The sequence below is a fragment of the Escherichia sp. E4736 genome, from assembly GCF_005781225.1.
In the GTDB taxonomy this organism is placed as follows: domain Bacteria; phylum Pseudomonadota; class Gammaproteobacteria; order Enterobacterales; family Enterobacteriaceae; genus Escherichia.
This window is the reverse complement of sequence record NZ_VATT01000045.1, coordinates 1-26,630: the sequence shown is the minus strand read 5'-3', so window position 1 is coordinate 26,630 and position 26,630 is coordinate 1. Positions and strand designations below refer to the sequence as shown.

Annotated in this window: 22 protein-coding genes and 1 pseudogene; 6 read left to right on the top strand and 17 right to left on the bottom strand. The window is 41.8% G+C overall.

Annotation, left to right across the window (positions count from 1 at the left end):
* Positions 1 to 270: 270 nt before the first annotated feature.
* The 4 genes from fliD (at position 271) to FEK46_RS22185 (ending at position 4,036) form a co-directional block, all read left to right on the top strand.
* On the top strand, positions 271 to 1,758 hold the full coding sequence (gene fliD / locus FEK46_RS22200; RefSeq protein WP_135495468.1) for a flagellar filament capping protein FliD: 1,488 nt from the start codon (positions 271 to 273) through the stop codon (positions 1,756 to 1,758).
* 52 nt (positions 1,759 to 1,810) lie between these two features.
* The gene (fliS, locus tag FEK46_RS22195; protein ID WP_130210263.1) at positions 1,811 to 2,218 is read left to right on the top strand and encodes a flagellar export chaperone FliS; all 408 of its coding nucleotides are present in this window, start codon (positions 1,811 to 1,813) and stop codon (positions 2,216 to 2,218) included.
* A complete protein-coding gene (locus FEK46_RS22190; protein WP_130238104.1) occupies positions 2,211 to 2,546 on the top strand; it encodes a flagellar protein FliT in 336 nt (111 codons plus the stop codon). Before fliS ends, FEK46_RS22190 begins: the two co-directional genes overlap by 8 nt.
* A 275-nt stretch (positions 2,547 to 2,821) precedes the next feature.
* Positions 2,822 to 4,036, top strand: a complete 1,215-nt coding sequence (locus tag FEK46_RS22185; protein WP_135495469.1) for a sigma 54-interacting transcriptional regulator — start codon at positions 2,822 to 2,824, stop codon at positions 4,034 to 4,036.
* Positions 4,037 to 4,070: 34 nt separating this feature from the next.
* Here FEK46_RS22185 and FEK46_RS22180 read toward each other — a convergent pair whose 3' ends face one another.
* The 11 genes from FEK46_RS22180 to FEK46_RS22125 all read right to left on the bottom strand — a co-directional run bounded on the left by FEK46_RS22180 (position 4,071) and on the right by FEK46_RS22125 (position 19,090).
* Positions 4,071 to 5,369: an aromatic amino acid transport family protein gene (locus tag FEK46_RS22180; RefSeq protein ID WP_130238102.1), complete on the bottom strand. Its 1,299-nt coding sequence runs from the start codon at positions 5,367 to 5,369 to the stop codon at positions 4,071 to 4,073.
* Positions 5,370 to 5,443: 74 nt separating this feature from the next.
* Entirely contained in the window at positions 5,444 to 6,646 is a 1,203-nt protein-coding gene (gene megL, locus FEK46_RS22175; protein WP_135495470.1) for a methionine gamma-lyase, read from the bottom strand.
* A gap of 475 nt (positions 6,647 to 7,121) precedes the next feature.
* The gene (locus tag FEK46_RS22170) at positions 7,122 to 7,853 is read right to left on the bottom strand and encodes a hypothetical protein (RefSeq protein WP_135560373.1); all 732 of its coding nucleotides are present in this window, start codon (positions 7,851 to 7,853) and stop codon (positions 7,122 to 7,124) included.
* A gap of 90 nt (positions 7,854 to 7,943) precedes the next feature.
* Positions 7,944 to 8,369: a hypothetical protein gene (locus FEK46_RS22165; RefSeq protein ID WP_135560372.1), complete on the bottom strand. Its 426-nt coding sequence runs from the start codon at positions 8,367 to 8,369 to the stop codon at positions 7,944 to 7,946.
* Between the two features lie 419 nt (positions 8,370 to 8,788).
* Complete coding sequence (locus FEK46_RS22155) at positions 8,789 to 9,943, bottom strand: glycosyltransferase family 4 protein (RefSeq protein ID WP_135560371.1); 1,155 nt, start codon at positions 9,941 to 9,943, stop codon at positions 8,789 to 8,791.
* A gap of 81 nt (positions 9,944 to 10,024) precedes the next feature.
* On the bottom strand, positions 10,025 to 12,736 hold the full coding sequence (locus tag FEK46_RS22150; RefSeq protein ID WP_135495475.1) for an autotransporter outer membrane beta-barrel domain-containing protein: 2,712 nt from the start codon (positions 12,734 to 12,736) through the stop codon (positions 10,025 to 10,027).
* 452 nt (positions 12,737 to 13,188) lie between these two features.
* On the bottom strand, positions 13,189 to 14,337 hold the full coding sequence (locus FEK46_RS22145) for an MFS transporter (protein ID WP_135560370.1): 1,149 nt from the start codon (positions 14,335 to 14,337) through the stop codon (positions 13,189 to 13,191).
* Positions 14,338 to 14,379: 42 nt separating this feature from the next.
* Complete coding sequence (locus tag FEK46_RS22140) at positions 14,380 to 15,078, bottom strand: HAD family phosphatase (RefSeq protein ID WP_240731149.1); 699 nt, start codon at positions 15,076 to 15,078, stop codon at positions 14,380 to 14,382.
* A gap of 28 nt (positions 15,079 to 15,106) precedes the next feature.
* Entirely contained in the window at positions 15,107 to 17,455 is a 2,349-nt protein-coding gene (gene hypF, locus FEK46_RS22135) for a carbamoyltransferase HypF (protein ID WP_135560369.1), read from the bottom strand.
* Positions 17,430 to 18,494: a hydrogenase expression/formation protein HypE gene (gene hypE / locus FEK46_RS22130; RefSeq protein WP_240731148.1), complete on the bottom strand. Its 1,065-nt coding sequence runs from the start codon at positions 18,492 to 18,494 to the stop codon at positions 17,430 to 17,432. The genes hypF and hypE overlap by 26 nt, the downstream gene beginning before the upstream one ends.
* Positions 18,491 to 19,090: a cysteine hydrolase gene (locus tag FEK46_RS22125; RefSeq protein ID WP_130224574.1), complete on the bottom strand. Its 600-nt coding sequence runs from the start codon at positions 19,088 to 19,090 to the stop codon at positions 18,491 to 18,493. The genes hypE and FEK46_RS22125 overlap by 4 nt, the downstream gene beginning before the upstream one ends.
* Positions 19,091 to 19,325: 235 nt before the next feature.
* Here FEK46_RS22125 and FEK46_RS22120 point away from each other — a divergent pair, with 235 nt between their 5' ends.
* Positions 19,326 to 20,207: a LysR family transcriptional regulator gene (locus tag FEK46_RS22120; protein ID WP_240731147.1), complete on the top strand. Its 882-nt coding sequence runs from the start codon at positions 19,326 to 19,328 to the stop codon at positions 20,205 to 20,207.
* 166 nt (positions 20,208 to 20,373) lie between these two features.
* On the opposite strand, the gene FEK46_RS22115 is transcribed toward FEK46_RS22120, so the two are convergent.
* The 5 genes from FEK46_RS22115 to FEK46_RS22095 all read right to left on the bottom strand — a co-directional run bounded on the left by FEK46_RS22115 (position 20,374) and on the right by FEK46_RS22095 (position 25,021).
* Positions 20,374 to 21,504, bottom strand: coding sequence for a hypothetical protein (locus tag FEK46_RS22115; protein WP_135408930.1), 1,131 nt, complete (start codon positions 21,502 to 21,504; stop codon positions 20,374 to 20,376).
* Positions 21,505 to 22,163: 659 nt separating this feature from the next.
* The gene (gene cspG, locus FEK46_RS22110; RefSeq protein WP_130210289.1) at positions 22,164 to 22,379 is read right to left on the bottom strand and encodes a cold shock protein CspG; all 216 of its coding nucleotides are present in this window, start codon (positions 22,377 to 22,379) and stop codon (positions 22,164 to 22,166) included.
* Positions 22,380 to 22,989: 610 nt separating this feature from the next.
* A complete protein-coding gene (locus tag FEK46_RS22105; protein ID WP_135495477.1) occupies positions 22,990 to 23,472 on the bottom strand; it encodes a hypothetical protein in 483 nt (160 codons plus the stop codon).
* Between the two features lie 263 nt (positions 23,473 to 23,735).
* Positions 23,736 to 24,260, bottom strand: a complete 525-nt coding sequence (locus FEK46_RS22100; RefSeq protein WP_138194823.1) for a hypothetical protein — start codon at positions 24,258 to 24,260, stop codon at positions 23,736 to 23,738.
* 62 nt (positions 24,261 to 24,322) lie between these two features.
* The gene (locus FEK46_RS22095; protein WP_138194822.1) at positions 24,323 to 25,021 is read right to left on the bottom strand and encodes a hypothetical protein; all 699 of its coding nucleotides are present in this window, start codon (positions 25,019 to 25,021) and stop codon (positions 24,323 to 24,325) included.
* A gap of 398 nt (positions 25,022 to 25,419) precedes the next feature.
* Here FEK46_RS22095 and FEK46_RS22090 point away from each other — a divergent pair, with 398 nt between their 5' ends.
* Positions 25,420 to 26,409 carry a tyrosine-type recombinase/integrase gene (locus FEK46_RS22090; RefSeq protein WP_135560366.1) on the top strand — a complete coding sequence of 330 codons (990 nt, stop codon included), beginning with the start codon at positions 25,420 to 25,422 and terminating at the stop codon, positions 26,407 to 26,409.
* A gap of 44 nt (positions 26,410 to 26,453) precedes the next feature.
* Here FEK46_RS22090 and FEK46_RS22085 read toward each other — a convergent pair.
* Positions 26,454 to 26,630, bottom strand: a pseudogene (locus FEK46_RS22085) (IS256 family transposase); the annotation flags it as partial.

Sequence of the window (26,630 nt, the reverse complement as noted above, 5' to 3'; positions counted from 1 at the left end):
ACCTGGCGGTGCGATCCGCCCGGAATAGAATTTAAACTGAATATGCGTTGTAACTCCGCATACCACAGATATCGGCGTGGAAATAAAGTGGCTAAAGCGAATGAGATAAAAAAAGTAAAAATAGGGCGGAAATGTAAGAGGACAAATTAAAGAAAGCGAATAATTTCATTCTTCGGATTGTTGAAAAAAAGTTAAATATTTATCCAGTCTGTTTTTATGCCGATATAGGGAAGAGATTCTTAAAAATCACAACCCCTCAGGAGAAACAACATGGGTATATCATCACTGGGAATCGGTTCAGGGATCGATACCGCATCAATGCTGGAGCAACTTAAAGCCAGCGAACAGCAGCGCCTGACGCCCTATACCAGTCTTCAGAATAGCTATAAATTGAAGATTTCAGCCTGGGGATCTATCTCCAACCTATTGTCTACGCTGCAAAAATCGGTGAAATCATTAGGTGGTGATGCATTCAATACCCTGAAAGTGAGTAGCAACAAAGCCTTTACTGCGACGGCGAGCACGGGTGCGCTGGCGGATACTCATGAAATTACTGTGGAACAACTGGCATCTGCCCATAAACTGAAAACGGCACTCCAGACCAGTGCTGACACCACCCTGGGGAGTACAACTGGCAGCGGCACCAGAAAGATCACCATCACGCAAAAAGACGGAAAAACCACCGAAGTTGAACTTAAAGACGATGAAACGTCGTTAAACAGCATCGCCAAGGCTATCAACAAGCAAAATGGTGATGTTAGTGCCAGCGTTCAGCCTACAGGCAACGGTTATCAACTGGTTCTGAGTTCTAAAACAACCGGCAGCGACGGTGAAATGAGCGTTAAGGTCGACGGCGATCAGAATCTTGCGGACATCTTGGACACGTCAGCGGGCGGTCAGCATCCAAATGGTGTTGCGGGCGATCCTGGTGCTGCTGACAAGATGATTTCGGTTTCGGATGCTAAAGATGCCAAATTGTCTGTTGATGGTACTGATTTTATTCGTTCCAGTAACAACATTACTGACATCATTGACGGTGTGACGCTGAACCTGAATGCCGTTTCTGAAGCAGATAAAAATGATCCGACCAAATTACAATCTGAGCAGTTGACATTAACGGCTGATACGTCTGCTATTAAAACTCACCTTCAGGATTTTGTTAAGCAATACAATGCACTGCTGTCAGCAACAACTACATTCAGTAAGTACGTCAAGAATGATACCTCCGGTCTGAGTGATGATGATGTCGCAACGCCCAGTTCCAAGAGCGGGGCGCTGATGGGCGATTCCACGCTGCGCGGAATGGTCAGTCAAATTCGCTCTACGGTAAACGGCGTTTATGGTGATTCTGGCGCTGATTATGGTTCATTAGCCGATCTGGGCATCAAAATTGATGCCGCAACCGGTCAGATGACACTGGATGAGGACAAGCTGGACAACGCGATTGCCGATGATCCGGATCAGATCGCCAATATGTTTATGGGTCATGGCAGTAATGAAGGCATGGCGACTACGTTGGGGAATATCATCAGTAGCTATATTGGTACTGGTAGCGATGATAAAACCGGGCTTATCAAGACCACCACTGACGGCCTTGATTCACAAAGCAAGGTGGTTCAGCAGCAAATTGATAAGACCCAGAAACTGATCGATGCTCAGGTTGAGCGTTATCGCATCCAGTTCCAGAATCTGGATACCGCGATGTCAAAAATGAACAGCATGAACTCGCAATTAACCTCTCTTTTATCAACGATTTAATAAGAGTAAAGGCTGACGGAGCGTGACTCCGCCAGCCCCGCAGGAGTCTGATATGTACACTTCACAGGGCGCAGAAGCCTACAAACAAGTTTCGCTACAGAGCAAACTGGCAGGAGCAACCCCACATCAGCTTATTTCTATGCTGTTTGATGGAATTCATAGCGCAATCCAGAAAGCAATTATCTATTTTGAACAGGGTAATATTCCTCGCCGCGGGGAGATGATCTCTAAAGCAATCAATATTATTGATAATGGTTTGCGGGCATCGCTTGATCATGAGAAAGGTCTGCATATTGCAGGCGAACTCGAACAACTTTATGAGTATATGTCACGGACATTGTTTCAGGCTAACCGAACGAACGACCCTGAATTACTGAAGCATGTCGATCAACTATTAATGCGGCTTGCAGAAACCTGGGAAGAAATTGACCCACAGCAAACCCGGGGGAGACGTGGTTAATTTGATTTCACATTATGATAATTTGTTCGACATGAACCAGTCGATGTTAACGATGGTGCGTGAAGAAAAATGGGATGCCTTTTTAGCGCTGCTGGATATATTTCTGGCGAAAGCGGAAGACTTAATGACGGGCACCAGTGGATTAACGCTGTCAGAAATTGAGCGTGAACGCATCAAAAGTCTGGTTCGTGAGCTTATGAACGGTACAGAGGAGTTGATCCGTAAAGTCAATATCAGGCTCGAAACGCTCAAGCAAAATATGTCATCTTTGCATCAAGGTTCAAAAGTTAGTCAGATGTATACGTCTTTTGACGCGGTAAAACGCTAATTAGCATTGGTTATACTGCATTCCCTGGGCAGCAAATGAGCTGTACCAGCGTTGGTTAATGTCCATCGGAGTCATGGGCATTAACAATATCATCTATTCTCAATAGTTTATCTATCATATTTTCTATTTCCAGTTTCCGATGCTACGCGACACATATTCCCTTAACGTTGTTCTTCATTGAGATTTTCCTCAACTCTGTGATGCCTTTGGCAGAACATCCTCCTCCTTGCAGTAAAATGCCTGTCGATGTGTTCAAAAAATGCAATGGAGCTTATGTGTTTACGATACGCTGGAATATAAAAACCATTGACCGTATTTCAATGATAGAAGACGTTTTAAAAGAATTTTCATTTTATAAATTTAATATTATTTCAATGAAAGTGACAGCCGGACGCATTCTTATTAAATCAATGTGTCGTCATACAGGGGATATCAATAGTGTGGTGACACGGTTAAGTCATCATCCAGACATTATTAATATTGAGCATTTTAGTACCGATAGTGGAATCACCTCTCATAGATCAGTAAAACCGAGCGAATATTTTACTGATGTGATTGGTGAAAGCCCGCAAATGCAATCGCTTATAGAAAAAGCGATAAAGTTTTCGGAAAGTCGTTTTACCGTATTGATTCGCGGTGAAACGGGAACAGGGAAAGAGTTGCTGGCGCGTGCTATTCATAATTGTGGGCCACGACGTTTACACGCTTTTATTCCGGTAAACTGTTCGACAATCCCTGAAGAACTGATGGAAAGCGAGTTCTTTGGTTACGAGAAAGGCGCGTTCACCGGGGCCGATGGCAAAGGGAAGAAAGGATTGTTTGAAATGGCGGATAAAGGAACGCTGTTTCTTGATGAGTTTGGCGAAATGCCACTAAGTATGCAGGCAAAACTACTGCGCGTTTTGCAGGATAGTGGTATCCGGCGTATAGGCAGTTCTCAGGTTGTTTCTTTTGATACTCGGGTTATCGTAGCCACTAATGCGAACCTGGAAGAGATGATGTTGAATCGTCAGATACGTGCCGATCTCTACTACCGAATCAATATTCTTTCGTTAACAATCCCGCCGCTTCGCCAGCATCCACAAGATATTACGTTATTGATTGATCATTTTCTGCAAAAGCATGGTTGTGAGTTTAAGCGGGCATTGGTTTTTGATAAACATAGTCTGGAATTTTTGCAGCATTACACATGGCCGGGCAACATCAGGGAACTGGAGAATATTATTATCCGCTTGATGCATATGTCGGACAGTGGAATAGTAACAATGGACGAACTGAAATGGATGAATTCTCCATGCCGGGAGAACCAGCAAAGCCACTGTGGGAATATGGAGCCTTTAAAAGAACAAGTTCGCTTGACTGAACGAAAAATTATCGAAAAAATGTTAGATGATAATAATTCTGCACGCAGCATTGCTAAAGTACTGGGTGTTTCGCACACGACCGTTTTGAATAAAATACGCAGTTACCAACAAGATGTGGTTTATTAACGCCCCCATCTAACATATGGGGGCGGCCAAAATACTACTCGATGAGTTTCAGCAGCGGTGAGAGGCAGAGTAGAATACCGTAGATAAAAATAAGCCAGCTTCTGACTCCGCGTAGGTTTTCTAGCGCTTGGACACTGTAAATTAAGAAAACAGGGATCAGACAAGAGACGATACCGTATAGAGGACTACCAAGCTGGAAAAACACCAGAACGGATACACGAAACGAAACCCAGACAACCAGTGTCGCAACAATAAAAATCCCTATTCCTGTTGTGAGCATCTGCGGGCTGACTTTCTCAACATTAATTACCCGACTTAAAATATTGAGTACAATTCCTTTCAATGCTTCATGAAAACCAAGATAAATACCAAAAAAAGCCGTCAGAACTGCAAAAATATTTAATATTGTCGAAGCAAGATGAATAATTTCTCCTGGTATCACTTGCGTTGCCAGCGCCAGGGCGGAAATATTCTGCTCAAATGCGGAAATCGCTTCTTCATGGCTGATGGAAAAAGTGAATGAGAATGAAAAAAATAATATGATGGTTATCAGCGCAATGTAACTGATTCGATGGGTGCGGATAGCCATTCTGGTGGCCATAACCCGGTCTCTTTCTCTTTTTCGATAGGCAATATTCATCGGATTCAACACCTGAATAAAGACGGCTGAGAAAAAACAAAACGGGATGGTCAGCAGAACGTCACGAAAAAAATCACTCATTGGGGGAAATGCACTGATATTATTAAAATTCCAGTGTGGGATCATGATAAAACCCAGGATAACAATAATCCCTACTTTGATGATTACCATTGGCCCGGAAATTTTAAATAATATTTTTTCTCCACGAGAGGCAATGGCAACCAAAACAGAAAAGACAATGATTTTATAGATAATGGATTGTGACAAGTCGCTATCGGTTAAACCAAAGTGTCTGATATACGAAGCGCTGTCAAAAATGACGGAAAGAGAGTAGATGAATATTCCATGGACAATCATCAAAAAGTATATAACGCCTAAAAAAATGCCCCAGTTTTTCCCCAGGTAGTGGCTTATAATATCAGTATAATCGTTGCAGGTTTCACTTTTGGAAAGTGTTTTAAGATACATGTCCTGCACAATATACGTTGCAGGGTAGGCAATAATAAATGCTGTAATGAAAACCCATATCCCTTTTAAGCCGATCTGCACTGGCATTAAAACTGTACCTGCGCCAATGGCCATGCCAATGCATAATAAAACCCAGCCAAAGTCATAGCGTGTAAAGGGTAGTTTATTGGTGAGTGTGTGAGAAATATTTACATAATTATCCGCTTGTTGCGTGCTGATTTGCATAATGTGCCTCCATCCCAATCCCTCTGCCAATAAAGCAGAGGGCAGGTGTTGATATTTTATATGCTTTTGAAAAATTAATTTCCGGCGATGGCTGTGGCGATTGCCTGCTGAAGGTCCTCAATAATATCGTCAGGATCTTCCAGACCTACAGAAAGCCGAATCATTCCATCAGTAATTCCTGCTTTTAATCGTTCTTCTGGCGGCACAGGAGAGTGGGTCATCGATGCCGGATGTTGGATCAGTGTTTCGGTATCCCCAAGGCTTACCGCCAGCAAACATAAATTGACCGCGTTAATCATCCGTCTGCCAGATTCAAAGCCTCCGGCTATTTCGAAACTGATGACACCGCCGGGTAAAGTCATTTGTCGCTTATATAAATCGTACTGAGGATGAGCCAGTAATCCAGGATAATAGACATGGGTAATTGCCGGATGGCTTTCAAGGAACTGCGCAATTTTCATGGCGTTACTGGAGTGACGTTCCATCCTGACGCCGAGCGTTTTAACGCCACGTAAGGTTAGCCAGGCGTTAAACGGACTCATACATCCGCCCGTAATATCCTTAAGTCCAACGTAACGCGCCTGGTCGATAAAATCTTTTTTACCAACAATAACACCGCCAATTACATCGCCGTGACCGTTAATGTATTTAGTGACGCTATGTACAACAATATCCGCCCCCAGACGTAATGGTTGTTGACCGTAAGGCGACATAAAGGTGTTATCGACAATCAACAGCGCGCCGTGCTGATGCGCGATACCCGCTACCATTTCAATATCGACCAGTGTCAGTGTCGGATTGGCTGGAGTTTCGATATAGACAACTTTCGTTTCTGGTCGTATTGCTGCTTTTAGTTCAGCAATATTTGTGGCGTCTACAAAGCTTGTGGTAATGCCAAATTTCGGCATGCTGTGGGAAAGAAAAGCGTGAGTGCAACCATAAATTGCATTGGCAGAGACAATATGATCGCCTTGCTGACACAGAGTCAGCAGGGCTGTCGTAATCGCTGAAATTCCAGAAGCGGTCGCCAGCGCGGCTTCACCGTCTTCAAGGACGGCCATTTTTTGCTCAAGGGCATCTGTGGTGGGGTTACCCAGGCGAGTATAAATATAACCTGGTTCTTCAAGTGCAAAACGTGCAGCGCCTTGTTCGGCATTATCAAAGACAAATGTTGATGTCTGGAAAATTGGCGTGCTGAGTGATCCTGTAGAAGGGTCCGGGTGTTGTCCTGCGTGAACAATTTTGGTATCGAATCGATAATTGCGGTTATTAGACATACTCTTTCCTTAATTTTATAAACGACTCGCTAATGAGTTAGCAATTGCTATGCCAGATAAATCATCGTTCTTATTCAATGTGTTGGCGTTTGTTGAGTTGTCATTGTTGTTCTGAATATTTCCAGTCTGGCAATAAAGTTGCCACTATTAACGGAAATGATAGTTACAACATCCTTTTTTTATCCTGCATGGAGCAGGACTCAAAATCCGAATATCTTATTTGTCAGGGAAGGGACAGATGGGATTGTCCAACATGAAAACTGTGACAGTTTCTCATATCTGGGTTACACATGGTCGTCGTTAATAACCACTGTTTGGAGTAGTGTGCGTTGAAGTCTGGAGTGACTCCAAATCCATATAGTCCACCGGTGATCGATTTGACTATAGGATTGGAGTCATTTTAAAGTTATGGTGCTCCCTACGTTTGTAGGAGATTCCATTAGATCATGATGTGTTCTCTGAATGTCAAAAATGACTAAATTGAAAGAAAATAATTATGACCTGATAATATTATGACGCCGTCTACAGCCATTTTTTCTGTGTCTATTTCAAATATGACCTCGTCGGTTGCTTCGACCTGTTGGAAGTTTACAAAATACTGGGTGTAAATATTTTTTGATCTGACTTTATATTTCCCACTTTTCATTGTGCATACGGGCGCATTCAGCGTGATCCAGTTGGATGTAGTTTCATCATAAACAGAAAACTCATTATCATCTGTACGTGCGGTAATATAATTTGCATTACCAGATGTCGGTTCCTTAAAATCACTTTCTGGATTGTAGTCAAAGCGAACCGGAAGATATTGATCTTCTGAAGGAGGGATCATATAAACAAATGCCCCCATAATGTATTTTTGTTTAACTCCACCGGGAAATGCTACTTCTGACTCTGATGAACAGGTGGGAATATATAATGTATCATCAACACAAATACCACCAGGGGCATTTTTTAAATAAATATATCTTTCATCATAAACAGAGTAAGTAAGTTTCATAGAGTCACATTCAGCAAATGCTGGCAACCCGTCAAACAAACGGCTAAAACTTTCATGGATGCCAACATGTGAACCCGGGCGTAATTTCATGCTGCCCATAGGTTCAGGAGGCGTCAGGCCACAGCAAAAAACTTCATCCGGCCTTCTTCCCTCTTCATCGCCATGGAATAACACATCTGAATCTGAGCGCCAGATAATATCATAATCCATATCAGGGTTATCCTGTTTGATTTTTGTGATATTAGGCCAGAGTGAAGTTGTCGTCTGCATCCAGTTTACAAACCATTTTTGCTTAAGTAATTAATTTTTCTCATTATCTGTCAGATTATTAAACCAGGGTGGGTACTTGGTTTTATTTCCCTGAGGGAGATAGTCTTTTGTCCACATCACAGCCGATGATTCAGGAAGATGAGGTGATGATGTAAAATATTCAGTTCCATCTGGACCAACGGTAGCTATTTTAAATAAAACATTACATGATAAATTTGTATAAGGAACACTCGATATAAAAATGTCATTAATATTGTTAGCCACTTCATCCAAACAAATATAGTTAACACTATCAGTGGTTATATATACACGATAACATGATACTGACTCTGGTCCGGTACCGCTATTCGGATCATTGTTAGCAACCCTATAGCGTAAGTGAAAACCATCTTTCAGTATTACTGAACGTAAATAAGACACGCCATTCTCTATCATAATCGCCTCAATTAATAACATTTAACGCACAACAATCTAGGTAGTTAACTTGTTTTAGATATTGATAAAAATCAATATTCAGCATGCTGCTAATTAGTTTATAATCATAATTTTCAGGTAAGGTATCCCCTTAATGAAATTAGCGCATAGATAATTATTAACGTGCTCTGATGATGAATGTTGTCCCTGGCGTGTCGCCTTGCTGTCATAGTCGAATCGTTCAAACTGCTGGACTACTATGCAAGTATTATCGCAGGCATTACATTTGGGTACAGATTATGGCGTTCACAACCACCGCTAAAAAATACAGATAATCCAGGTATGATTATCATGGCCAGTAATCGCCACCCGGCCCCACAACCAGCATTTTCTGCATGTATTCATGGTGCTTGCAATGCCTGTTTTGTGGGAAACGAGTTGGTTAAAAAAGGATGTTAGCTTCAAACCTGTTCGGGAACGACGTTTCGCGCCTCTTTCTGTAACGTCTTATGCAATTCCTGCCAAACGCCGATATATGACTCAGTCATCTTACCTAACGTAAACTCCGGTCGATTAACACTATTACGGAATATCTGCGCCTTCTGGTCTTTACGTAATTGCTCGACATCCGAAAGATAAGTAATAATTCGCTTTTGGATCGCGGCGATAGTTGGTTCGCAAGCATATTCCGGCTGCATATAACTATCCATACCTAATCCTGGCGTGGCGATTAATGCGCAGTTCGACAACAATGCTTCCAGACCAACAATACCGTAGCTTTCCTGCATACTTGGGAAAACGACGATATCAGTTTCCGCCAGCGCCCGTTTCTTTTCTTCCCCCTGCACAAAGGTTAACCCTTTAAAACCTTCTTTCTCCATATAATCAGGGATTTTTTCAGGGCCATAAACCCGGGCTTCTACACGCTGTCGATAGGCTGGAGGAAGTGTATTGATTGCCTCACGAAAAATCAGAAAATTCTTCACAATATCGGTAAAGCGACCAAAAAAGCTAATTACTACTTTTCCTTCCGGGTGGGCAATTTTATCCGCCGGATAATCTGCGAAATTCACACCGATAGGAAAAATATGGGGAGGAACGATATCTGCCGAAACATGCTGAATAACAGAACGATGCGCCCAGCCGCTATGAAGAACGACCGCGCCACTTTGCCGGACGGCGATCCTCTGTTCCCAATAATGCTGCATTCCTTTTTGTGTCCGGGTCAGATAGTGTTGCATACCGATATAGCTGGAATGCAGCGTGAACTGAACGCGGTTTAGCTCAAAAAAGAATGGCAATAGCGGCGAGTTTTCATGTACCGAAATAATGTCAGGTTTGAACTCATTGAGGATCGGCTGAATTTTTTGCGCTGTACTCCAGGCCACGTTAAGACTGAGCGACTCCAGCGATGAATCAAGGGGTAAGGCCGGTTCTACCGCAATTTCATAATCAGCCAACTGAGAATGTGCTGTCTTTTGATTATTCAGATACAACACTTTAAAAGGATAATTCCGACGTTTTAATTCCGCCCAAAAATGTTCATTAAAAAAACCAAGACCGCTAAAAAGCACATCTGGTGCTTCAGTGGTAACAATTAAAACGCGTGGTTGCATACCAAATCCTATTATCAAATGCAACGGATAGCCTGCCAGTCAATAAAAACCGGAAGGCTTCCATTTAACAATGGCTCTCCACTAGAAACGATATTTAATTCCTAATATAACCAGAGTATCGCTATAGCCACTGTCACCCATTTGCTGCGTGACGTTACCCCAAAGATCCAGCCGACGAGATAACTGGCCTTCAAGTCCCACTTTTACTTCGCCAATATTTTTGGTTCCATCAATACTATTCTTATAGCCATTCATGGTTGCACCAAAATTATGAGTATTGTGGATCCAGTTGGCTTCGATAAATGGCTGGAATTTACGGTCTTTACCGTTATCAATAGCACTATGACCGTTGGCATAAGTACGAATACCAAGACGACTTTGAATATTGCCATCACCATCAAAGGAAACTCGTGAACCACCACTACTTGAATGTTCAGTGTAGTCATTGGCGCGAACGTTCATCCAGGTCAGTTGTCCCTTAGGTTGCAAATAATATTTCACACCGTCAGAGATTCGTTCCCCCAGTTTGAATGTATAGCCAGCTTCAATTGATGCCGTAACACCCCGGGATTTATAGCTTTCCGTCGCCAACTGGTCACCTTTTACTTCATTATCAAACCAGTTATATAAAGCCCAGGCATCAACATAACTGCCTGTTTTATCATGCTCATTGGCATACCATGTGCCATATAATCCCGCACTGTACCCCTCCACAGAACCTGTGGATTTATATCCTGAATATTTTGATTCCGTATTGCTGTTTTGCCTGGCGAATCCGGCCATTACGCCCAAATGCCAACGGTCGAAACCATTGCTACTCCATTGTGCAATATCGCCACCTAGTTGAGAAACGTAACGATTCCCCTGATTTTTTAACTGGCCACTGCTATCACGAGAACGGTTATGACCGCCAACCTGGCGCAGCCACAAACTGGTCACCTTTTGCTCACCGGTCAGGGCATCAGTATATTGGGTTTCCCCCATACGATCGTGAAGGCGCATCAGGAACAGGCTATTGGCGGCCATATGGTTAAACATATAGCTCCCCGGTTCGGGGCGATTGATATTTTCAGGTTCAGGTTCAGGCTTCGGTTCTGGAGTTGGCGTAGGCTCGGGGTCAGGATCAGGTTCCGGGTTCGGTATAACCGGATCTTCAGGTATGACAATCGGAAGCTGTGAACGCAGATACCAGTCACCATCCTGGTTATTCACGCTATTTTTATGCAAATAGTATTCATATGCACCGCCAACGACACGACCTTGCTGAATAAACTCACCGGCGGAATCACCGTTAACGTCAATAACTTTGATCCCTTCACTGGTTTTAGCCCCTGTTCCGCCAGAATTATTAATCAGCAGATAACTTTGTCCGGAGGTTGAACCATTAATGATGACTCTGTCTGTAGGAGAACTATCATCCCCCAGGTAAGTATCCAGCTCAACAGTGCCATTATTACCCACATAATCACCGTCGATAGTAAAACGATCACCTACGACGTTATTAGCGAGAATTAAACGGCCCTGGTTTTTAAAAGTGGGCAAATTTTGCAGTAGTGCGCTGTTTGCGCTGCCATCGGCATTAGCGGTCAGTATAATTTGACCGAGGTTATTTAACTCTGCTGTTCCACCACCAAAATCACTGGTTGCTACAGCAGCAACCGTATCCCTGATACCATCACGATCGGAATCTGACCACTGACGAATATTCCAGACGCCCGTTGTATCATTCACGATCTTATCCTGACCGCTGGTCAATTGAATAACACCAGTCATCGTTCCGGCATTAGTGATGGTGGTAGCCGCCCCGGTGTATTGGTATGTATTAATACCCGACGGATTGTTCGTATAGTTGAGGTCGTAATAATCATAGCCAGTTGCGCTAATCGCGACATCAGACAATGCGCCCAGCATTGCACCCTCATCAATCGTGATACTGGAGGTAGTGCCACCGATGGTTTTTATACCCGCGCCTTCAGAGCCGCCATCCACCACGCTACCTTCCTGTAAGTGAACATCAAACACACTCTGAGGATCGAGAATAATGTAGCCGCCGCTACTATAGGAATATTCAGGGCCGGTATCCTGCAAACGAATCGCATCTCCAACTTGAGAGCGAATAACGCCTGAGGTTGTCACCCGAGATTCCAGCGCCTGAGAATATATTGCGGCGGTATCTTTACTGGCACTCTGGTTAACAATTTGACTATCGGAATATTGCGTCACGGCCCCCAACGCTAATAGACCGCCGGATGCCCCCGCCAGATAAACGCTGGCATGTTGGGTTCCACGAACGTTGGTTATATCAAAGATTATACCGCCGGAAGGCCCGGAGATGGGGGCCTGAGGTTCCTGTACATCAACATCAGCGGTGTTTCCGGTATAAATATTGCCAGAGGTGCTCACTTCAATTTCGGTGTTGCTACGACCTAATGCCTCTATACCCGTAGCGTCCGAATGAATTGTTGTGCCAGCATCTAAATGGATAACTGATTTATCCGTAGTCATATAATCAGTTTCGTATTGATAGGCTGGGGTACCAGTAGGATTATTTATGTCAGTATGAATATGGATATTTATTTTGTTATCAGCATAGACACAGCTCGTTTCAGGTCTGGTACTGACATAATCACAAGAATCTGCGGCATGAGCGGTATTAAACGCCAGAAAGATAGCACCTGCAACCAGGGTTTTGTTAAAGGGATTTTGACCGGCGTGATAGTGTACATTCTGTAGCGCTATTTTAGATTTTTCAACGCTCTCTTCTGAATAACAACAATTGTATCTATTATCCATAATAGCTCATCCTGATGAAATTTATCCATTTAATAAAACCGACGAGAGCAATACCACGCGCAACGCATTTGGTTTAGGTTAAGAGTCTATACGTCCCATTAATTTTGTAAATAAGAAATATTGAACTTTTGGTTAAAATATCATTCAGTGATAAAAATCAACATTTTCATACTCAAATAAATACACATTCGGGATCAGAAAACGATAGTTATTATACAAATTTCAACTGGTTAAAGTGAAAATGATTTAACAAACGGAATGAGCGATTAATAAAATTGTTAGCGATATAAAATAAGGATTTTTATAAACAACACCAGGAAATTTCCATGATTAATGCGGACAAATCACTCGTCTCTTTTGATTATTCAAAAAGTTAAAGAAGAAGATCTGTATCCTGAACAATGGCCAGAAAGGCCTCGAGAGGTCTAACTCTTTATCGTCAACGAAAGTTTTTAATATTTGTTATTATTATTACGTAATAATGGTGCAAGCACAGCATTCATAACAAGTATAAAAGCCATTGCTGTATATATCATTGAAAAACCGAATTGTTGTGCAAAAAAGCCTATTGGTGCTGGCGCCATTAATGTACCTAAATAACCGATGCTTGTAACAATACTTATTCCAGTACCTACAGCAATTCCGGGCTGATGGCCTGCGGATGAAAAGATGACAGGAACAATATTGGCAATACCACCGCCAGCCAGAGAAAAAGCCAGAATTGCCTGCCACGGCGACGGTGACAGGGCTGCTGTTAGCATACCGGCTGCTGCCAGAATACTGGATACACGAAGAGTTTTCACCGGCCCATAACGATCACGTATAACATCACCAACGAATCGAACCATTGACATGGTGCATGCAAAAAAAGCAAAAGCAAGGCTGGCTATTTCGATATTAGCATTAAGGTTTTTAATTAGATAACGTGATGACCAGTCGACAACTGCACACTCTGGTATCATTCCCAGAAGAGCCATTATTCCTATAATATAGATTTTAGCCTGGCGGGGTAAACTCGATGATGACTTATTTTTCTGATTCTCTTGTGGATGATCATTGGTGATAAAATGAAGTGCTGTCAAAACCAGAAAAAAAACGATCCCAGAAATTATAAAAATATGACCAAGGTATCCATAGTTTTTAACTGCATAACCACCTATAAAACCCGATGCAAATAAACCAATGCTCCATGAACAGTGGCACATTGACAGTATTGCGTTAGCTAATTTTCTTTCAACGATTACGGCATTTGCATTCATGGCTACATTCATCGAACCAATCATCGCACCTAAGAGAAATAAAAAGAATACTAATGAAGAAATATTTTTTACAATGCCTACGGGTATTAACGAAACAGATGCTAACACGGAAAATAATCGAACAACTTTTTGTGAGCCAAACCTTGAGATTAACATACCGGACAGAGGCATCATAAATAAAGCCCCCAAACCGAATGTCAAAATAAGTCGACCAATGGTTATATCATCGGCGCCAAAACGAGGGGCAAGCTGTGCTATCTGCACAGCCCATCCTCCTTGTATAAATCCGTTGACAAAAAACAGTACAGTAACGGCCCATCGGGATTTTTGTAGCCGTTCCATGAACATTACTCCTGCTGTGTTAGCCGTTTATTACTATCATGATTAATTACTATTTAATAAAATAGAGTGGCCAGTGCATAATTTAAGCATATAGCTATCTTCACTGTTTCTGATTAATTGTACATTTTGAAAATCAGGAATAATGACTTTTGCACCTAATGGCATGAGATCTTCATCGCCTACGCCAACGCAATAACACCCCGCTGCGACTGCCGATGCAACGCCGCTTTTAGCATCCTCGAAGACGACTGCCTGATTTGCAGGAATACCCAGACGTTGTGTAGCAAGAAGATAGGGATCAGGGTGAGGTTTGCCACGGGTAACATCATCACGTTCTACAATAACGGATATGTAAGGCTCTGCATGAAGTAACTCTATGACTCTGTTAATTTTTTGCCGCCACCCGCTGGTGACAATACCAACAGAAATACCCGCCTCTCCCAAAGAAGCAATGAGGCTGGCAACGCCTGGTATAAGTTCACAGTCCGTCGTATTCTCTACATGAATAATATGTGCCTGAACTTTTTGCTGGTCGGATTCCGGGAGATCGCCAAATAATGTCCGGATGGTATAGGGGCCAGGATGTCCGTGAATATGCTTCTGTATATCTTCGTCGGTGAGATGACGTTCATACATCAGAGCCGCTTCACGCCATCCATTTTCAATAACCGTCCGGGAATCAATCAGCACTCCGTCCATATCAAATAAAACAGCTGAAAAATTTTCTCCGTTTTTATTCACTCTATTCTCCTTCAATGATAATAAATATCTATATATTCATACCGTTCGCTGCTACGACGACCTGTCCCAGCGATATGCATCCATCATTACCAGGTACCAGCTTATGGCAATATGGCTTGAAACCTCTTGATTCAAGTTCATCAAGAGTGTTAACCAGCAAGAATTCATTACAAAAAACGCCTCCGCTCAATACAATCTGGTCAGTTCCATAACGTTCAGAAAGGAGAGAGCACACTGTTGCTATAATATGCACAATGGTTGAGTGAAAACGTCGGCTAAGATCTTCCTGGTTGATATTATTGACCAGTATAGACTGTACTAATTCTTTCACTAACGGACGATAATCAACACTTATATCACCATTGTGAATTTCATCGATTATATAGGTAAATGGTTCAACCATATGAAAATCTTTTTTTAGCAGCGCTTCCATTTCAATGGCAGCCTGTGCTTCATACTCAATCTCTGAACAAATACCAATAAGCGCTGAAACACCATCGAAAAGACGCCCCATACTGGTAGTAATCGTTGTGTTAATTTTCCTTGTTACCATCCTGGTGAATACTTCACGGCGATTTTCAGATAAATCAAGAATAGCTGGCAAGTTGATATAACTCTCAACATTTTCACCATATGTTTCAACCAGCAATGATATTGCCATTCTAATAGGTTCTTTAACCGCTTTATCTCCTCCTGCTAATAACATTGGGCGTAAATGAGCAACACGCTCTACACTTTCGACGTCACCAAATAAAAATTCTCCGCCCCATATTGTTCCGTCAGAACCATACCCTGTACCATCGAAAATCACGCCAATGGTTTTACCTGAAAGACCATTTTCCGCCATACATGCGGCCATATGCGCATGGTGATGTTGGACCTGAATGACTTTGATCTCTGCATTTTCGAGGGCACTGCGAGTTGAACGAAAGGCCGGGTGTAAATCACAGACCAGAATATCGGCTTTTTTTATGGACAGTAACCCTTGCAGATGTTTTATACAGTCGAGATGAGATTTAAATGTTGTATCATTTTTTAAATCCCCAATATGTTGACTGATAAACACTTCTTTACCTTTCCCAATACTTATTGTGGTTTTCAGTTCGGCACCAAACGCCACAACATTTCCAACGGAATAAGGAAGGTGAACAGGGTAGGGAGCATAACCTCGTGAGCGACGCAAAAATGATATTTGTGAATCGGTGGTGTTTTTTCGCTTAATAACGCGAACAACGGAGTCATCTACTCTTGTACGAATATCGCGATTATTAAGTACAAAGTAGTCTGCAATTTTTCCTAATTGTTCAATTGCATCATTATTATCAATGACAATAGGCTGTCCGGAAATATTTCCGCTGGTCATTATAACGACAGGGAGTTCAGGATCAGCAAGCAACATATGTTGTACAGGCGTAGAGGGCAACATTACACCCAAATTGGGGTTTTTGGGTGCCACCACTTCTGGCAACGTCTGAGAGCGTTTGCGCAAAAGAACGATAGGGCGAGGCCCGCTCTCAAGTAAAGAGATATCGTCAGGGGTAACAACCGCCCACCGGGCCGCGCTTTCACTGTCGGCAACCATAACAGCGAACGGTTTAGCATCACGTCGTTTACGCCGACGTAACTCTCGCACAGCGTCGACATTGGATGCATCCACGACCAGATGAAAGCCGCCAAGACTCTTAATGGCAACAATAGCGCCTTCTTTTAGCCTGTCGATGGTAAAACGTATAATGTCATTAGCTGATATTGATACGCCGTCTTTATCAGTTAGCTGCAGTTGTGGTCCGCAAACAGGACACGCATTGGGTTGCGCATGATAACGGCGATCTTCAATATCATGATATTCCTTATTACATTGTGGACACATTATAAAAGGTTGCATGGTCGTTTGTGCACGATCATAAGGCATTCCACAGATAATAGAATAACGCGGACCACAATTGGTACAATTGATAAAGGCATAACGATAACGATGATTTGACGGATCGTTCATCTCCCTCAGACAGTCTTTACATACATTGGAATCCGGGGGAACAATTGTATCCATATTGGATAAATTATTGCTTTTCCTGATATCAAAGCCTGAATAATATGGCGCTGGTTTTTCCAGCTCGACCTTATATATATCAGTGATCCGTGCCAGAGGCGGTGGCTGAGAGATCAGTTCATCAATTATGTTATTTATGGTTTGTGAAGATGCCTGCAGTTCCAGCAAAACACCTTCGGAATCATTAAGAACCCAACCGGTTGCGCCATGCGTTCTGGCTAATCGATGAACAAAAGGTCTGAATCCTACTCCCTGGACAATGCCGCAAACTCGAAACCGGCAAGTGTCTTTTTTTTCAGAATCAACAGAGTCTTGGTAGTTCTGCACCGTAAAGTTCCTCAATAATAGTATGCGTTCCGTCAGATTCGACCATGCAGACTTCCGGCTGCGAGCCTGATTTAACTTCTCCAATAATCGCTGCATTTTTACCAAAAGGATGAGCGCGGAGTAATTCCAGAACATGCTCTGCCACATCAGGCTCAACAAACAGGCAAAGACATCCCTCATTGGCCAGATTAATGACATCCACACCTAACATATCAGCAGCCATAGCTGCCTCAGGCTGGACAGGCAACGCATCCTTATTAAAAACAATAGGGCATGAAGTGGCTCTGGCGTATTCGTGCAATACTGCAGAAAGACCACCACGAGTAACGTCCCGCATGGAAGCTATCTTTCCTGTAGGAGTATTAAGCAAAATGTTTTCAATCATATGATTCAGTGGTGCGCAGTCACTTAATATATTACGTTCAAACCCTAAACCTTCTCGAATCGATAAAAGATGAATAGAGTGATTCCCGATATAACCACTCAGGATTATTTTCTGGCCCGGCCTGACATGAGTTATCGAAACAGGAGGCCGCTCCAGCACGCCTATTCCGGCAGTATTGATAAAAAGCTGATCAGCTTCGCCTTTTCCAACAACTTTGGTATCACCGGCAACAATTTTCACACCGGCTAAACGCGCAGTTTCACGAACGGATGCGATAATTTTTAATAAATCTGAGACAGGCATCCCGTCTTCAATGATCAGACTCAGCGTGAGATAAAGCGGGCGGGCTCCACTTACCGCCAGATCATTAACTGTTCCACACACGGCTATCTTACCAATATCGCCGTTGCCAAAGATAAGAGGCGTTACAACGAAAGAGTCGGTAGTGAAAGCAATTTTATTCGTTGGTAATTCTAATAGAGCGCTGTCCTCCATCTCTCCCAGATAAGTTTCTTCCAATGTTTCTGAGATACGCTCAACCAGCTCTCTGCTTAATTTTGCACCTGTACCATGATCCAATATGATTGTTTCATTCAATGGCGCAAATAAATTCTCGCCAAGTTCGTTATCAGGCGTTGCTTCAGTCATTTTCATGCTGTTGTCCTTTCACCACGTTCAGGTAAATCACCTGTTTTCTCCAGTAATGACAGTATTTCAGTGGATGGTGCGACGGTCGCACAATATCCAGCAAGCCATTGAAGCGCTCTGTCGGTATCATCTGATGAGGGGGCAAAAACGCAGTCATCAGGAACCCAGACGTTATAACCACGGAAGAAGGCGTCTGCTGCTGTCGTCTGGACACATACGTGAGTTTGCAATCCGGTGACAATCACTGTTTTGACCCCAAGTTCCTGGAGTTTTTGATCTAATTGAGTTTCAAAGAAGCCACTATCCCTGCCTTTGACCACAATAAAATCTGATGGATGGTAAACGGTATTAATGATTTGATTGCCTGGTGTGCCCGCTATTGCTGGTATTCCGGCCGCGCGATTTCGGTATCGACGCTGAACAGCCGGGTCATCAGGATCATGAATAAGTTGTAGATGTATAACGGCTTGCCCCTGGTTTCTTACTCCATCAAGAAATTTATTAAATGCTTTCAGTTTTTTATCAAGTTCTTGCGGGTCATTTGTTATTTTATAAGTAAATTCATATTGTAAATCATTTGTCAGAACAGCGATATTTGGCATCTTTATATCCTTATTAAATAATTTTAAATGTTAATAATTCATTCAGACATAAATGAAACACCCTGAAACTATCTGTACAGGGCTATACCAGAAGATTAAAAATAAAAGGATGTTCATCAAATATAAAAACAATAGATTTTTTCTCAGATAAAAACCTTGTATAACAATATGAACCATACAGGTATAGTATGTATAATTCCTTTTTTTCAAAAATTGATAAGCAACGGGAATGGATATGAAGCTGCTACGCGCCTTTGTAACACTTGCCAGGTTAGGGAGCTATCATGATGCAGCTGAGGCCATGTACATCACTCAGCCAGCACTAACAAAGAAAATACAGTCTTTGGAAAAAATAACGGGAATTGCCCTTTTTCAACGGGGCCGCCAGGGAGCAAAACTGACAGAACCAGGAAAACAGCTTCTTTCCCGGGCGCAGAAATTGTTGAAACATTATGAAGAGTTTTCAGAATATGCACAAAATTTGCAAAAAGGAAGTTTAGGTAAGCTGACTCTTGGATTTGGGATATCTTCGTTTCAGTTAGCTCCCAGATGTATAAGCCTCTTTCGGGAACAATACCCTGACGTTGAGGTATTACTTGATGATGTTCCTTCTAAAGTTCAATGGAATATGTTACTGGAAGGGAAACTTCTGGCTGGATTTACCCGTGAACCGTTAACAGATAAACTTAACTTCATTCCTCTAATTACAGAAAGTCTTGTTTTGGCTATTCCTGCAGGATTTAAACTAAAGACCCCAAAAATTCAATCAATACTGAACCAATATCAACTGTTGCAAATGAATCCAGACAGAGGTCGGGGGCTGGTTGAACAAACAGAAAAATTTCTGAAAGAAAACAATTACAAAGGTAAACCATCTTCTGCTGCAAACGATATCCATACTTTACTAGCTTTGGTTGCTACAGGGAACGGTGTGGCTTTACTACCCGCGGGAACCAACTATTTCTTACCTAAAGGCGTATCACTTATTAGGCCAGAGGGTAATTATACCAAATGGAATATAGGAATTGCCTGGAACCCGCAAATAAATGATATTATCAGGGATAATTTTTTACAAATAGTAAACAATATTAGATTGAATCAGTATTGTGTTAATTAATATTACAAATTGAATAAAAAAGATTAGACTCAAGTCTCAACCTGATACAAACGGGCAACTTAGTGGACAAAAAATGCGACAGCACTGTTAATAATCCTGTCGCATGCAGTTAATTACTCCGCAGAATAAATTTTCATAAACAGAAATTTATTTTTGAAACGGGTAATCATCTCAACTGTATAGTCAATCCACCAGAATCAAAATCAACACTCAATTTATTCCTGTTATCAATAGGTTTTCCATCTATGTAAACAAGATTCAAAAGATATAGCGCATTAACATCATACTGGGTTCCAATTGAATGTGCGTTTAATCTTAGCACTGCTCCTGACCCTGATTTAAAATTGAACATGCCGGGCCAGCACTTACCTGTTGGGTTAATCACTTCCTTCACAGGGTTAATAGGGACGATATCAATCAATGGATTAATTGTTACCTTTGCATTACCTGACAATTGAATAATCTTACCTTTCCCATACCCTTGTAAAAATTGAGCTGTATGAATATCCACTGTCGAGTTATCAAAAGCATCTATCGCAACGAAATCACCTGTGTTGTTGTCTGGGATGTCATTATGGATAGACATTGTGAAAATATTACCATAAGATGAATCATGAAAAGATAAACTATTCGAAAGTTTTAATTCTGAGTCAAGATGTTGATCCGACCTAACATTTAGTAAGAGTGAGGAATAATTATTAAAACGCAATCCCTCAGGTTCAATACCAGCACGATTAGGTGCTGAAATCGCATAGGCATGTACATCAAGAGTGCTATACCCTGATAGCGTTGCTTTATAAAATAAACCAATGCTATCAGCCAAAATGGAAAATTTCGAATTCTGCAAACCCGTAAAATCTGTGGATGTCGCTGTCTCTAACGATGACATTCCGAGAAAAACACCCTGTAGTTCTTCCAGTGTAACACGACTGTCGTCGTACAAGCTGAAAGCAATTTTGTATTCAGGGTAATATAGAGAGGAGTCAATTAACCTTTTATTTTTTAATTTCCTATTGCCTGAAATACGGAAATCAGCTTTTTCAAAAAATTTGAAACTGGAATCTTTAGGTGCCGCAGATTGTACAGCCCAGTTAATCTGGTTGGATTTTATACTATCAGGAATAAGAATAAGAGGGCCTGATTGAGTACCATCCATAGTTACACCGTAAACATCAAGTCCGCACCCTTGCATTTTATTAAATGTTTCTGCAGGTCCCTTCAACGTAGTTTCTCCGGCAGAACGAAAAGTTTGCTGATTATTAGAATCCCAGCTAAACGTGTCATCTGTATTTTGCATAATAACCTCTTTTCAAATAGAAATTTGCAACCCAAAACAATATCAGATTGCTGATGAACTACCTGTTTTTTCAGGTAGTGGAATAAAGTGTTAATTCATTTTCTCTGGACATGAAGTAAATTCACGGCGTTATTTGCCAGAATTTAGTCACAACGCTTTATCACTTTTCTGCGATCAAGATTTTCATTAACTGACAATCTTAAAAGCAGCTGCAATGATAATGACTTGAATACTTCATTCCAGAGCACTTTAACACCATGAATATTAATGCAATTAAAGAAGAGTTGTTGTTATTTGCAAGTTATATATTGATATGGAGTGGGTTATTTTAAAATGATCAGATATCATAGAAATGATTTTTATTATAAATCTGTGATATTGGTGATGACTTATGTTTAAATTTATCTATCTAACTGCATGATTAGCAGTCATTTTAACCAATAGGGTAAGGTAATTTACTCAGATAACGTCATGTATCTCTTCTGATATATAGGTTCAGACGCAGATAAATTTACCCGTTAAATACTTTAGACGGCATAGAGATTAAAAAACAACCCGCCATTATGGCGGGTTGTTTTTTAATCTGATTATTCCTGCAACTCTGTCTACTCGGGCTTATGCCGTCTTCGTTATCGCAGATATGCTGATTATCAGGATAGTTAGCTCAACGCGATAACATTCGCGGCGGCCGGACCTTTGGCCCCATTCTCGATCGAGAACTCAACTTTCTGACCTTCATCTAAGGTGCGGAAATCGTTGCTCTGGATCGCAGAAAAGTGTACGAACACGTCTTTGCTGCCATCAGCAGGGGTGATAAAGCCAAAACCTTTATCTGCGTTAAACCATTTTACTAAACCAGTCATTTTGTTAGACATAAATATTACCTTCTAAATTTGTGAGCCACACAACGCGGCAAGAATGTGATCTGTATAAAGATTTTGACTTACTAAGGCACTTAAGGAGGAGACTCACGAAGAAGGGTAATCAGAAGATAACACTGAACTGAGACTGCTTTACTAAAACTGCTTTCATAAGGTCTGTCTTGCAAACCAACGATGCTATTAACGCATATTCATTATGGTTATGCAACTTTTATTTTTCATTCATGTGTTCTATTTGTTGTGCGCCATTAACAAAGGTAAGCCAGAACGCCTGTTATCCCTTCTGTCGGTGGCTGGCTTTCAACGAAAGCCGTTGGAGCGTAAGGAGAGTGATGTCCGGTAGTTCTCCTCACTACACAATGCCTGAAACCAGGCGGCGTAGTGGTGAATGAGTGAGTGACGGGCCTTACCATTCGACTATTACTTTACATAGGCTGTGCCACAACAGCGGTCTAAAATTTCGACGTTTCTCGCACGTGCACCCTGTAACCCATTTTCCTGAACAGAAAACACTCAAAACAGAATGATAGCCGGACATATATTATGTTCCGGCTATTTATTAATAGCTTACTTAACAGATTCAGCAGGAGTCGATCTACATTTATTACCAAATGCTCATAGCAGTCGAGTATTCAAAAACAACCACGCCATTAATAAGATGGTCTGCTGGTTTTAAATTATAAGTTCTGGCACCACAGTCGCTCATTGTTTTACCATTAATAATAATCCTGTGAGTATTTTCTGATTCAACGACAAAAGTACACATTTTATCGATATCCACAGTGAGAAAAGACCGCTTACATTCATTGATATTAACGCCATTACTATAAACACTAAGGTTAGTATTGGCATAATCCTGAATCGAAAGAATAATATGGCATTTTCCTTCCGGGGGCTCAGGGAATTTCTTAGGATCCATATATGTGAAATCAGTAAATTCCACGCTTTCAGTGTATATTTTCATAGTAAATGCCCCAATGACATACCGGATATCCACCCCACCGAAAAAATCCACTTCAAGATCAATATTACCATTGGTATCATTTGTTGTTTTATCTACATCTACCCCGCCGGGGGCATCTATCATATAGATATACCTGTTTCTTGGACCTTTATCGACAACATCAACAGTACTATTCTGTACTGCACAAACAGTACCCATGCCGAATGAATACGTCGTATATTCAATGCATTGACTATGGGGTTTCCCACAAAAAATAATATCGCTCTCAATTACTGGAGGAGTAAGAGATTGTTGTTTTATTTCTGCAATTGGACGCCCCTCCTCATCGCCATGAAAAAGGAAAAAATTATCATTCCGCCACTTTAAGTCCCATAAAGGGATGTTTTTCAGCTTTGAAAAAAATCAGGAGCGTAGCATTTCCTCAGGTCAGGGTAAAGTGTCGTCGTCGTTAATAACCATTGCTTGAAAAAATCAGCATTTTTTAACTTTTCTTGCTCTGAAGTGGACATTTCTTTAATCCACAGAGGGTATTTAGGATGAGTAAGATCATGTGATGGTGCATATTGTAGATCCTGAACGAAAACAGGCAGTGCAGGGCTTTCTTGTGGATATGCTTCATACTCTCCCGCCGTATTCTGAATGACGGTTTTCATTATGAACTTTCTTCCTGGTTTTACGTATGATGTAATATCTACGGTTAGTGTATCTTTTTTTATCTTATTTATAAGACATGTATCTGTTATTGCATCATAGACTTGATAACATTCAATCTTATCATAAATATTTCTGTCATATGATGCACTGTCAAATTCTGCACTTTGCCATGCCAGATAATACTTAATTCCTTGCGGTGATTTTTTTTCTATAATTCTGACAAAATTAACACTGAATGATGAGTCTTGCATCTTCATAAATTCTCTCACTATATTGTTACGACACGGGAATAATATTGATAATTAAGCGTGTAAAAATATCATGAAACAATAGATTGTCCGTAAAACGCCACAGCCTGTGCATATAGATCCATCGAATCATCCCAGAGATCTCTTGAGTTATGGGAGCGTACTTCCGATATATATATTTCGTTATTTTCTTCCGAAAAAATTGCTGATTCATGATTACCAATTGCACCATGTAAAGGATTAGTCCACCCACTAAATAATAAAAATCCCCATTCCTGAAAAAGCCCGGAATTTACTTCACGTTTTATATCATGATATGATTCGATTTCCAGTTCATCGTAAGGGACATTGTTGATATCGCGGCGGGCAGGGAAAGTGCCTTTTTCATCCACAACCCACTTCCATGCGCTGCAGAATCCATCCCAGGTTTCGACATGTGGTTTAAAGAAGCGAAGAGGTTTAATTACATATGCTGAAATATATTTGTCTGTAACCTTATCAGTGGCAAAAATGACAAATGTTTTACCAATGCAATTTTCATCAATATCTTTTGAAAATGACACTACGCCGTCCTGATTTACAGTAACTGTGTTGTCTCCTGCATTGGTAGAAACACTCCAGTCTACCGTATTATTATAGACAACATCATTATCAACCATCATCTGAAATGTTGCCCCAGGGAATAATGTTTTTGGGAAAGACCCATTAGTCATATCTTTTTTCATATCGAAATCATAGTAATTCACCCGAACACCAGTAACTTTTGGCATAATAAATTCCTTAATTGTTTAATTGAAATAGGCTTAATAAACATAATCGGCAAAGAGATATTATTATTTTTATACAGATAAGTGCTGTCATTTATTGGTTATAAAACCATCAGTTTCGAGAATTAATTCAGCCTAAAAAATAAACTGCTATTACTTTTATCGTAATAACATCTTGTATGAGCGACTTTATGCTTCTTCCTGATGGCATCTGGATTTGGCTGTTTCGCCACAGCGTCTATGGAATGGGGTATGTTCCGGGTATGGGGAAGCATAATCGATTCTACTTATTAAAATGTACCTTTGAAAAAGTAGATTTTCTGAATGCCACTTGTGTGGCACACTTATGCCAATTTTTTACGTAGCGCATCTGACGTTTTTCGCTGTTGTGAGGTCTTTGTATGACCCGTCTTCCCGACAATGATCCTGAGATGAATAATTTTCAGCAACTCGTTCCCTCAGAACCCGAGTTATGGCCAACATCTGTAGAAAGCGAGCATCTCCTTAATCCGGCAAGGGCATACTTGCTTTCTCTTAACTCACCGCGCAGTCGGCAAACGATGGCATCTTTTCTGGGCATCGTTGCCAGAATGTTGGGGGCGGCCAATGCGGATACTTGCCCCTGGGGCAGTTTACGCCGACACCACATCATGGCGGTTGCTGAATTGCTACGGGATACGGGCAGGGCAACGGCGACAATCAATACCTATTTGTCTGCACTTAAAGGCGTAGCGAAAGAGGCCTGGATGTTGAAGCTTATGGATGTCGAAAGCTTCCAGCACATTCTTGCCGTACGTAATTTTCGCGGAAGTAAACTTCAACGAGGTCGGGCATTGCACCGAGAAGAGATCCGGCAGTTATTTCAGGTCTGCGAAACCGATCGTAGCTGTCGTGGCCCCAGAGACGCTGCGATGTTGGGAGTGTTGTTAGGCTGTGGATTGCGTCGTTCTGAGGCCGTAGGGCTTAATATAAGTGACATTGTCACTTATGAACGCGCATTGCGTGTCTTAGGAAAAGGGAATAAAGAACGGCTGGCTTATATGCCGGAAGGGACATGGGTAAGATTACAGACCTGGATTGAACAGGTAAGGGGAGATGCACCGGGACCGTTGTTTACGCGCATCCGCCGTTTTGATGATGTGACCTGCGCAAGACTCACTGACCAGGCGGTTTATCACATATTGCAGGTGAGGCAGCGAGAGGCAGGAATTGAAAAATGCGCCCCTCACGATCTGCGAAGAACGTTTGCTACTGCGTTGCTTGAAAACGGCGAAGACTTAATCACGGTAAAAGATGCGATGGGTCATGCCAGTGTCACAACAACGCAAAAATACGATCGCCGTGGCGAGCAACGGCTTCGTCGCGCCCGCGACAAACTGAATTTTGATTAGCGCTTCCCCGGAGCCTGTTTAGGATTCTGTGTAAATGCCTTTTCTCAGAAGTGACCGTCCAGGCGGTCACCGAACTCGATAATAAAGCGGCTCATTGCCATTCGCCAGTCCTTCAACGGCATCGTCCATTTCTGGGACGCAGACTGGATTGCCAGCCACACCACTTTTTTCACCGAGTCGTCTGTCGGGAACACTTTACGCTTTTTGATCGCATGGCGGAT

Bases quoted from the DNA above. Each gene is read 5' to 3' on its own strand.
- cspG (WP_130210289.1), bottom strand. From the start codon at position 22,379: ATGTCTAACAAAATGACTGGTTTAGTAAAATGGTTTAACGCAGATAAA.
- FEK46_RS22165 (WP_135560372.1), bottom strand. From the start codon at position 8,369: ATGTTATTAATTGAGGCGATTATGATAGAGAATGGCGTGTCTTATTTA.
- FEK46_RS22100 (WP_138194823.1), bottom strand. From the start codon at position 24,260: ATGAAGATGCAAGACTCATCATTCAGTGTTAATTTTGTCAGAATTATA.
- FEK46_RS22125 (WP_130224574.1), bottom strand. From the start codon at position 19,090: ATGCCAAATATCGCTGTTCTGACAAATGATTTACAATATGAATTTACT.
- megL (WP_135495470.1), bottom strand. From the start codon at position 6,646: ATGTCTAATAACCGCAATTATCGATTCGATACCAAAATTGTTCACGCA.
- FEK46_RS22155 (WP_135560371.1), bottom strand. From the start codon at position 9,943: ATGCAACCACGCGTTTTAATTGTTACCACTGAAGCACCAGATGTGCTT.
- FEK46_RS22090 (WP_135560366.1), top strand. From the start codon at position 25,420: ATGACCCGTCTTCCCGACAATGATCCTGAGATGAATAATTTTCAGCAA.
- FEK46_RS22170 (WP_135560373.1), bottom strand. From the start codon at position 7,853: ATGGATTATGATATTATCTGGCGCTCAGATTCAGATGTGTTATTCCAT.
- FEK46_RS22120 (WP_240731147.1), top strand. From the start codon at position 19,326: ATGAAGCTGCTACGCGCCTTTGTAACACTTGCCAGGTTAGGGAGCTAT.
- FEK46_RS22180 (WP_130238102.1), bottom strand. From the start codon at position 5,369: ATGCAAATCAGCACGCAACAAGCGGATAATTATGTAAATATTTCTCAC.
- FEK46_RS22115 (WP_135408930.1), bottom strand. From the start codon at position 21,504: ATGCAAAATACAGATGACACGTTTAGCTGGGATTCTAATAATCAGCAA.
- hypE (WP_240731148.1), bottom strand. From the start codon at position 18,494: ATGAAAATGACTGAAGCAACGCCTGATAACGAACTTGGCGAGAATTTA.
- fliS (WP_130210263.1), top strand. From the start codon at position 1,811: ATGTACACTTCACAGGGCGCAGAAGCCTACAAACAAGTTTCGCTACAG.
- fliD (WP_135495468.1), top strand. From the start codon at position 271: ATGGGTATATCATCACTGGGAATCGGTTCAGGGATCGATACCGCATCA.
- FEK46_RS22150 (WP_135495475.1), bottom strand. From the start codon at position 12,736: ATGGATAATAGATACAATTGTTGTTATTCAGAAGAGAGCGTTGAAAAA.
- FEK46_RS22105 (WP_135495477.1), bottom strand. From the start codon at position 23,472: ATGATAGATGCCCCCGGCGGGGTAGATGTAGATAAAACAACAAATGAT.
- FEK46_RS22145 (WP_135560370.1), bottom strand. From the start codon at position 14,337: ATGGAACGGCTACAAAAATCCCGATGGGCCGTTACTGTACTGTTTTTT.
- FEK46_RS22095 (WP_138194822.1), bottom strand. From the start codon at position 25,021: ATGCCAAAAGTTACTGGTGTTCGGGTGAATTACTATGATTTCGATATG.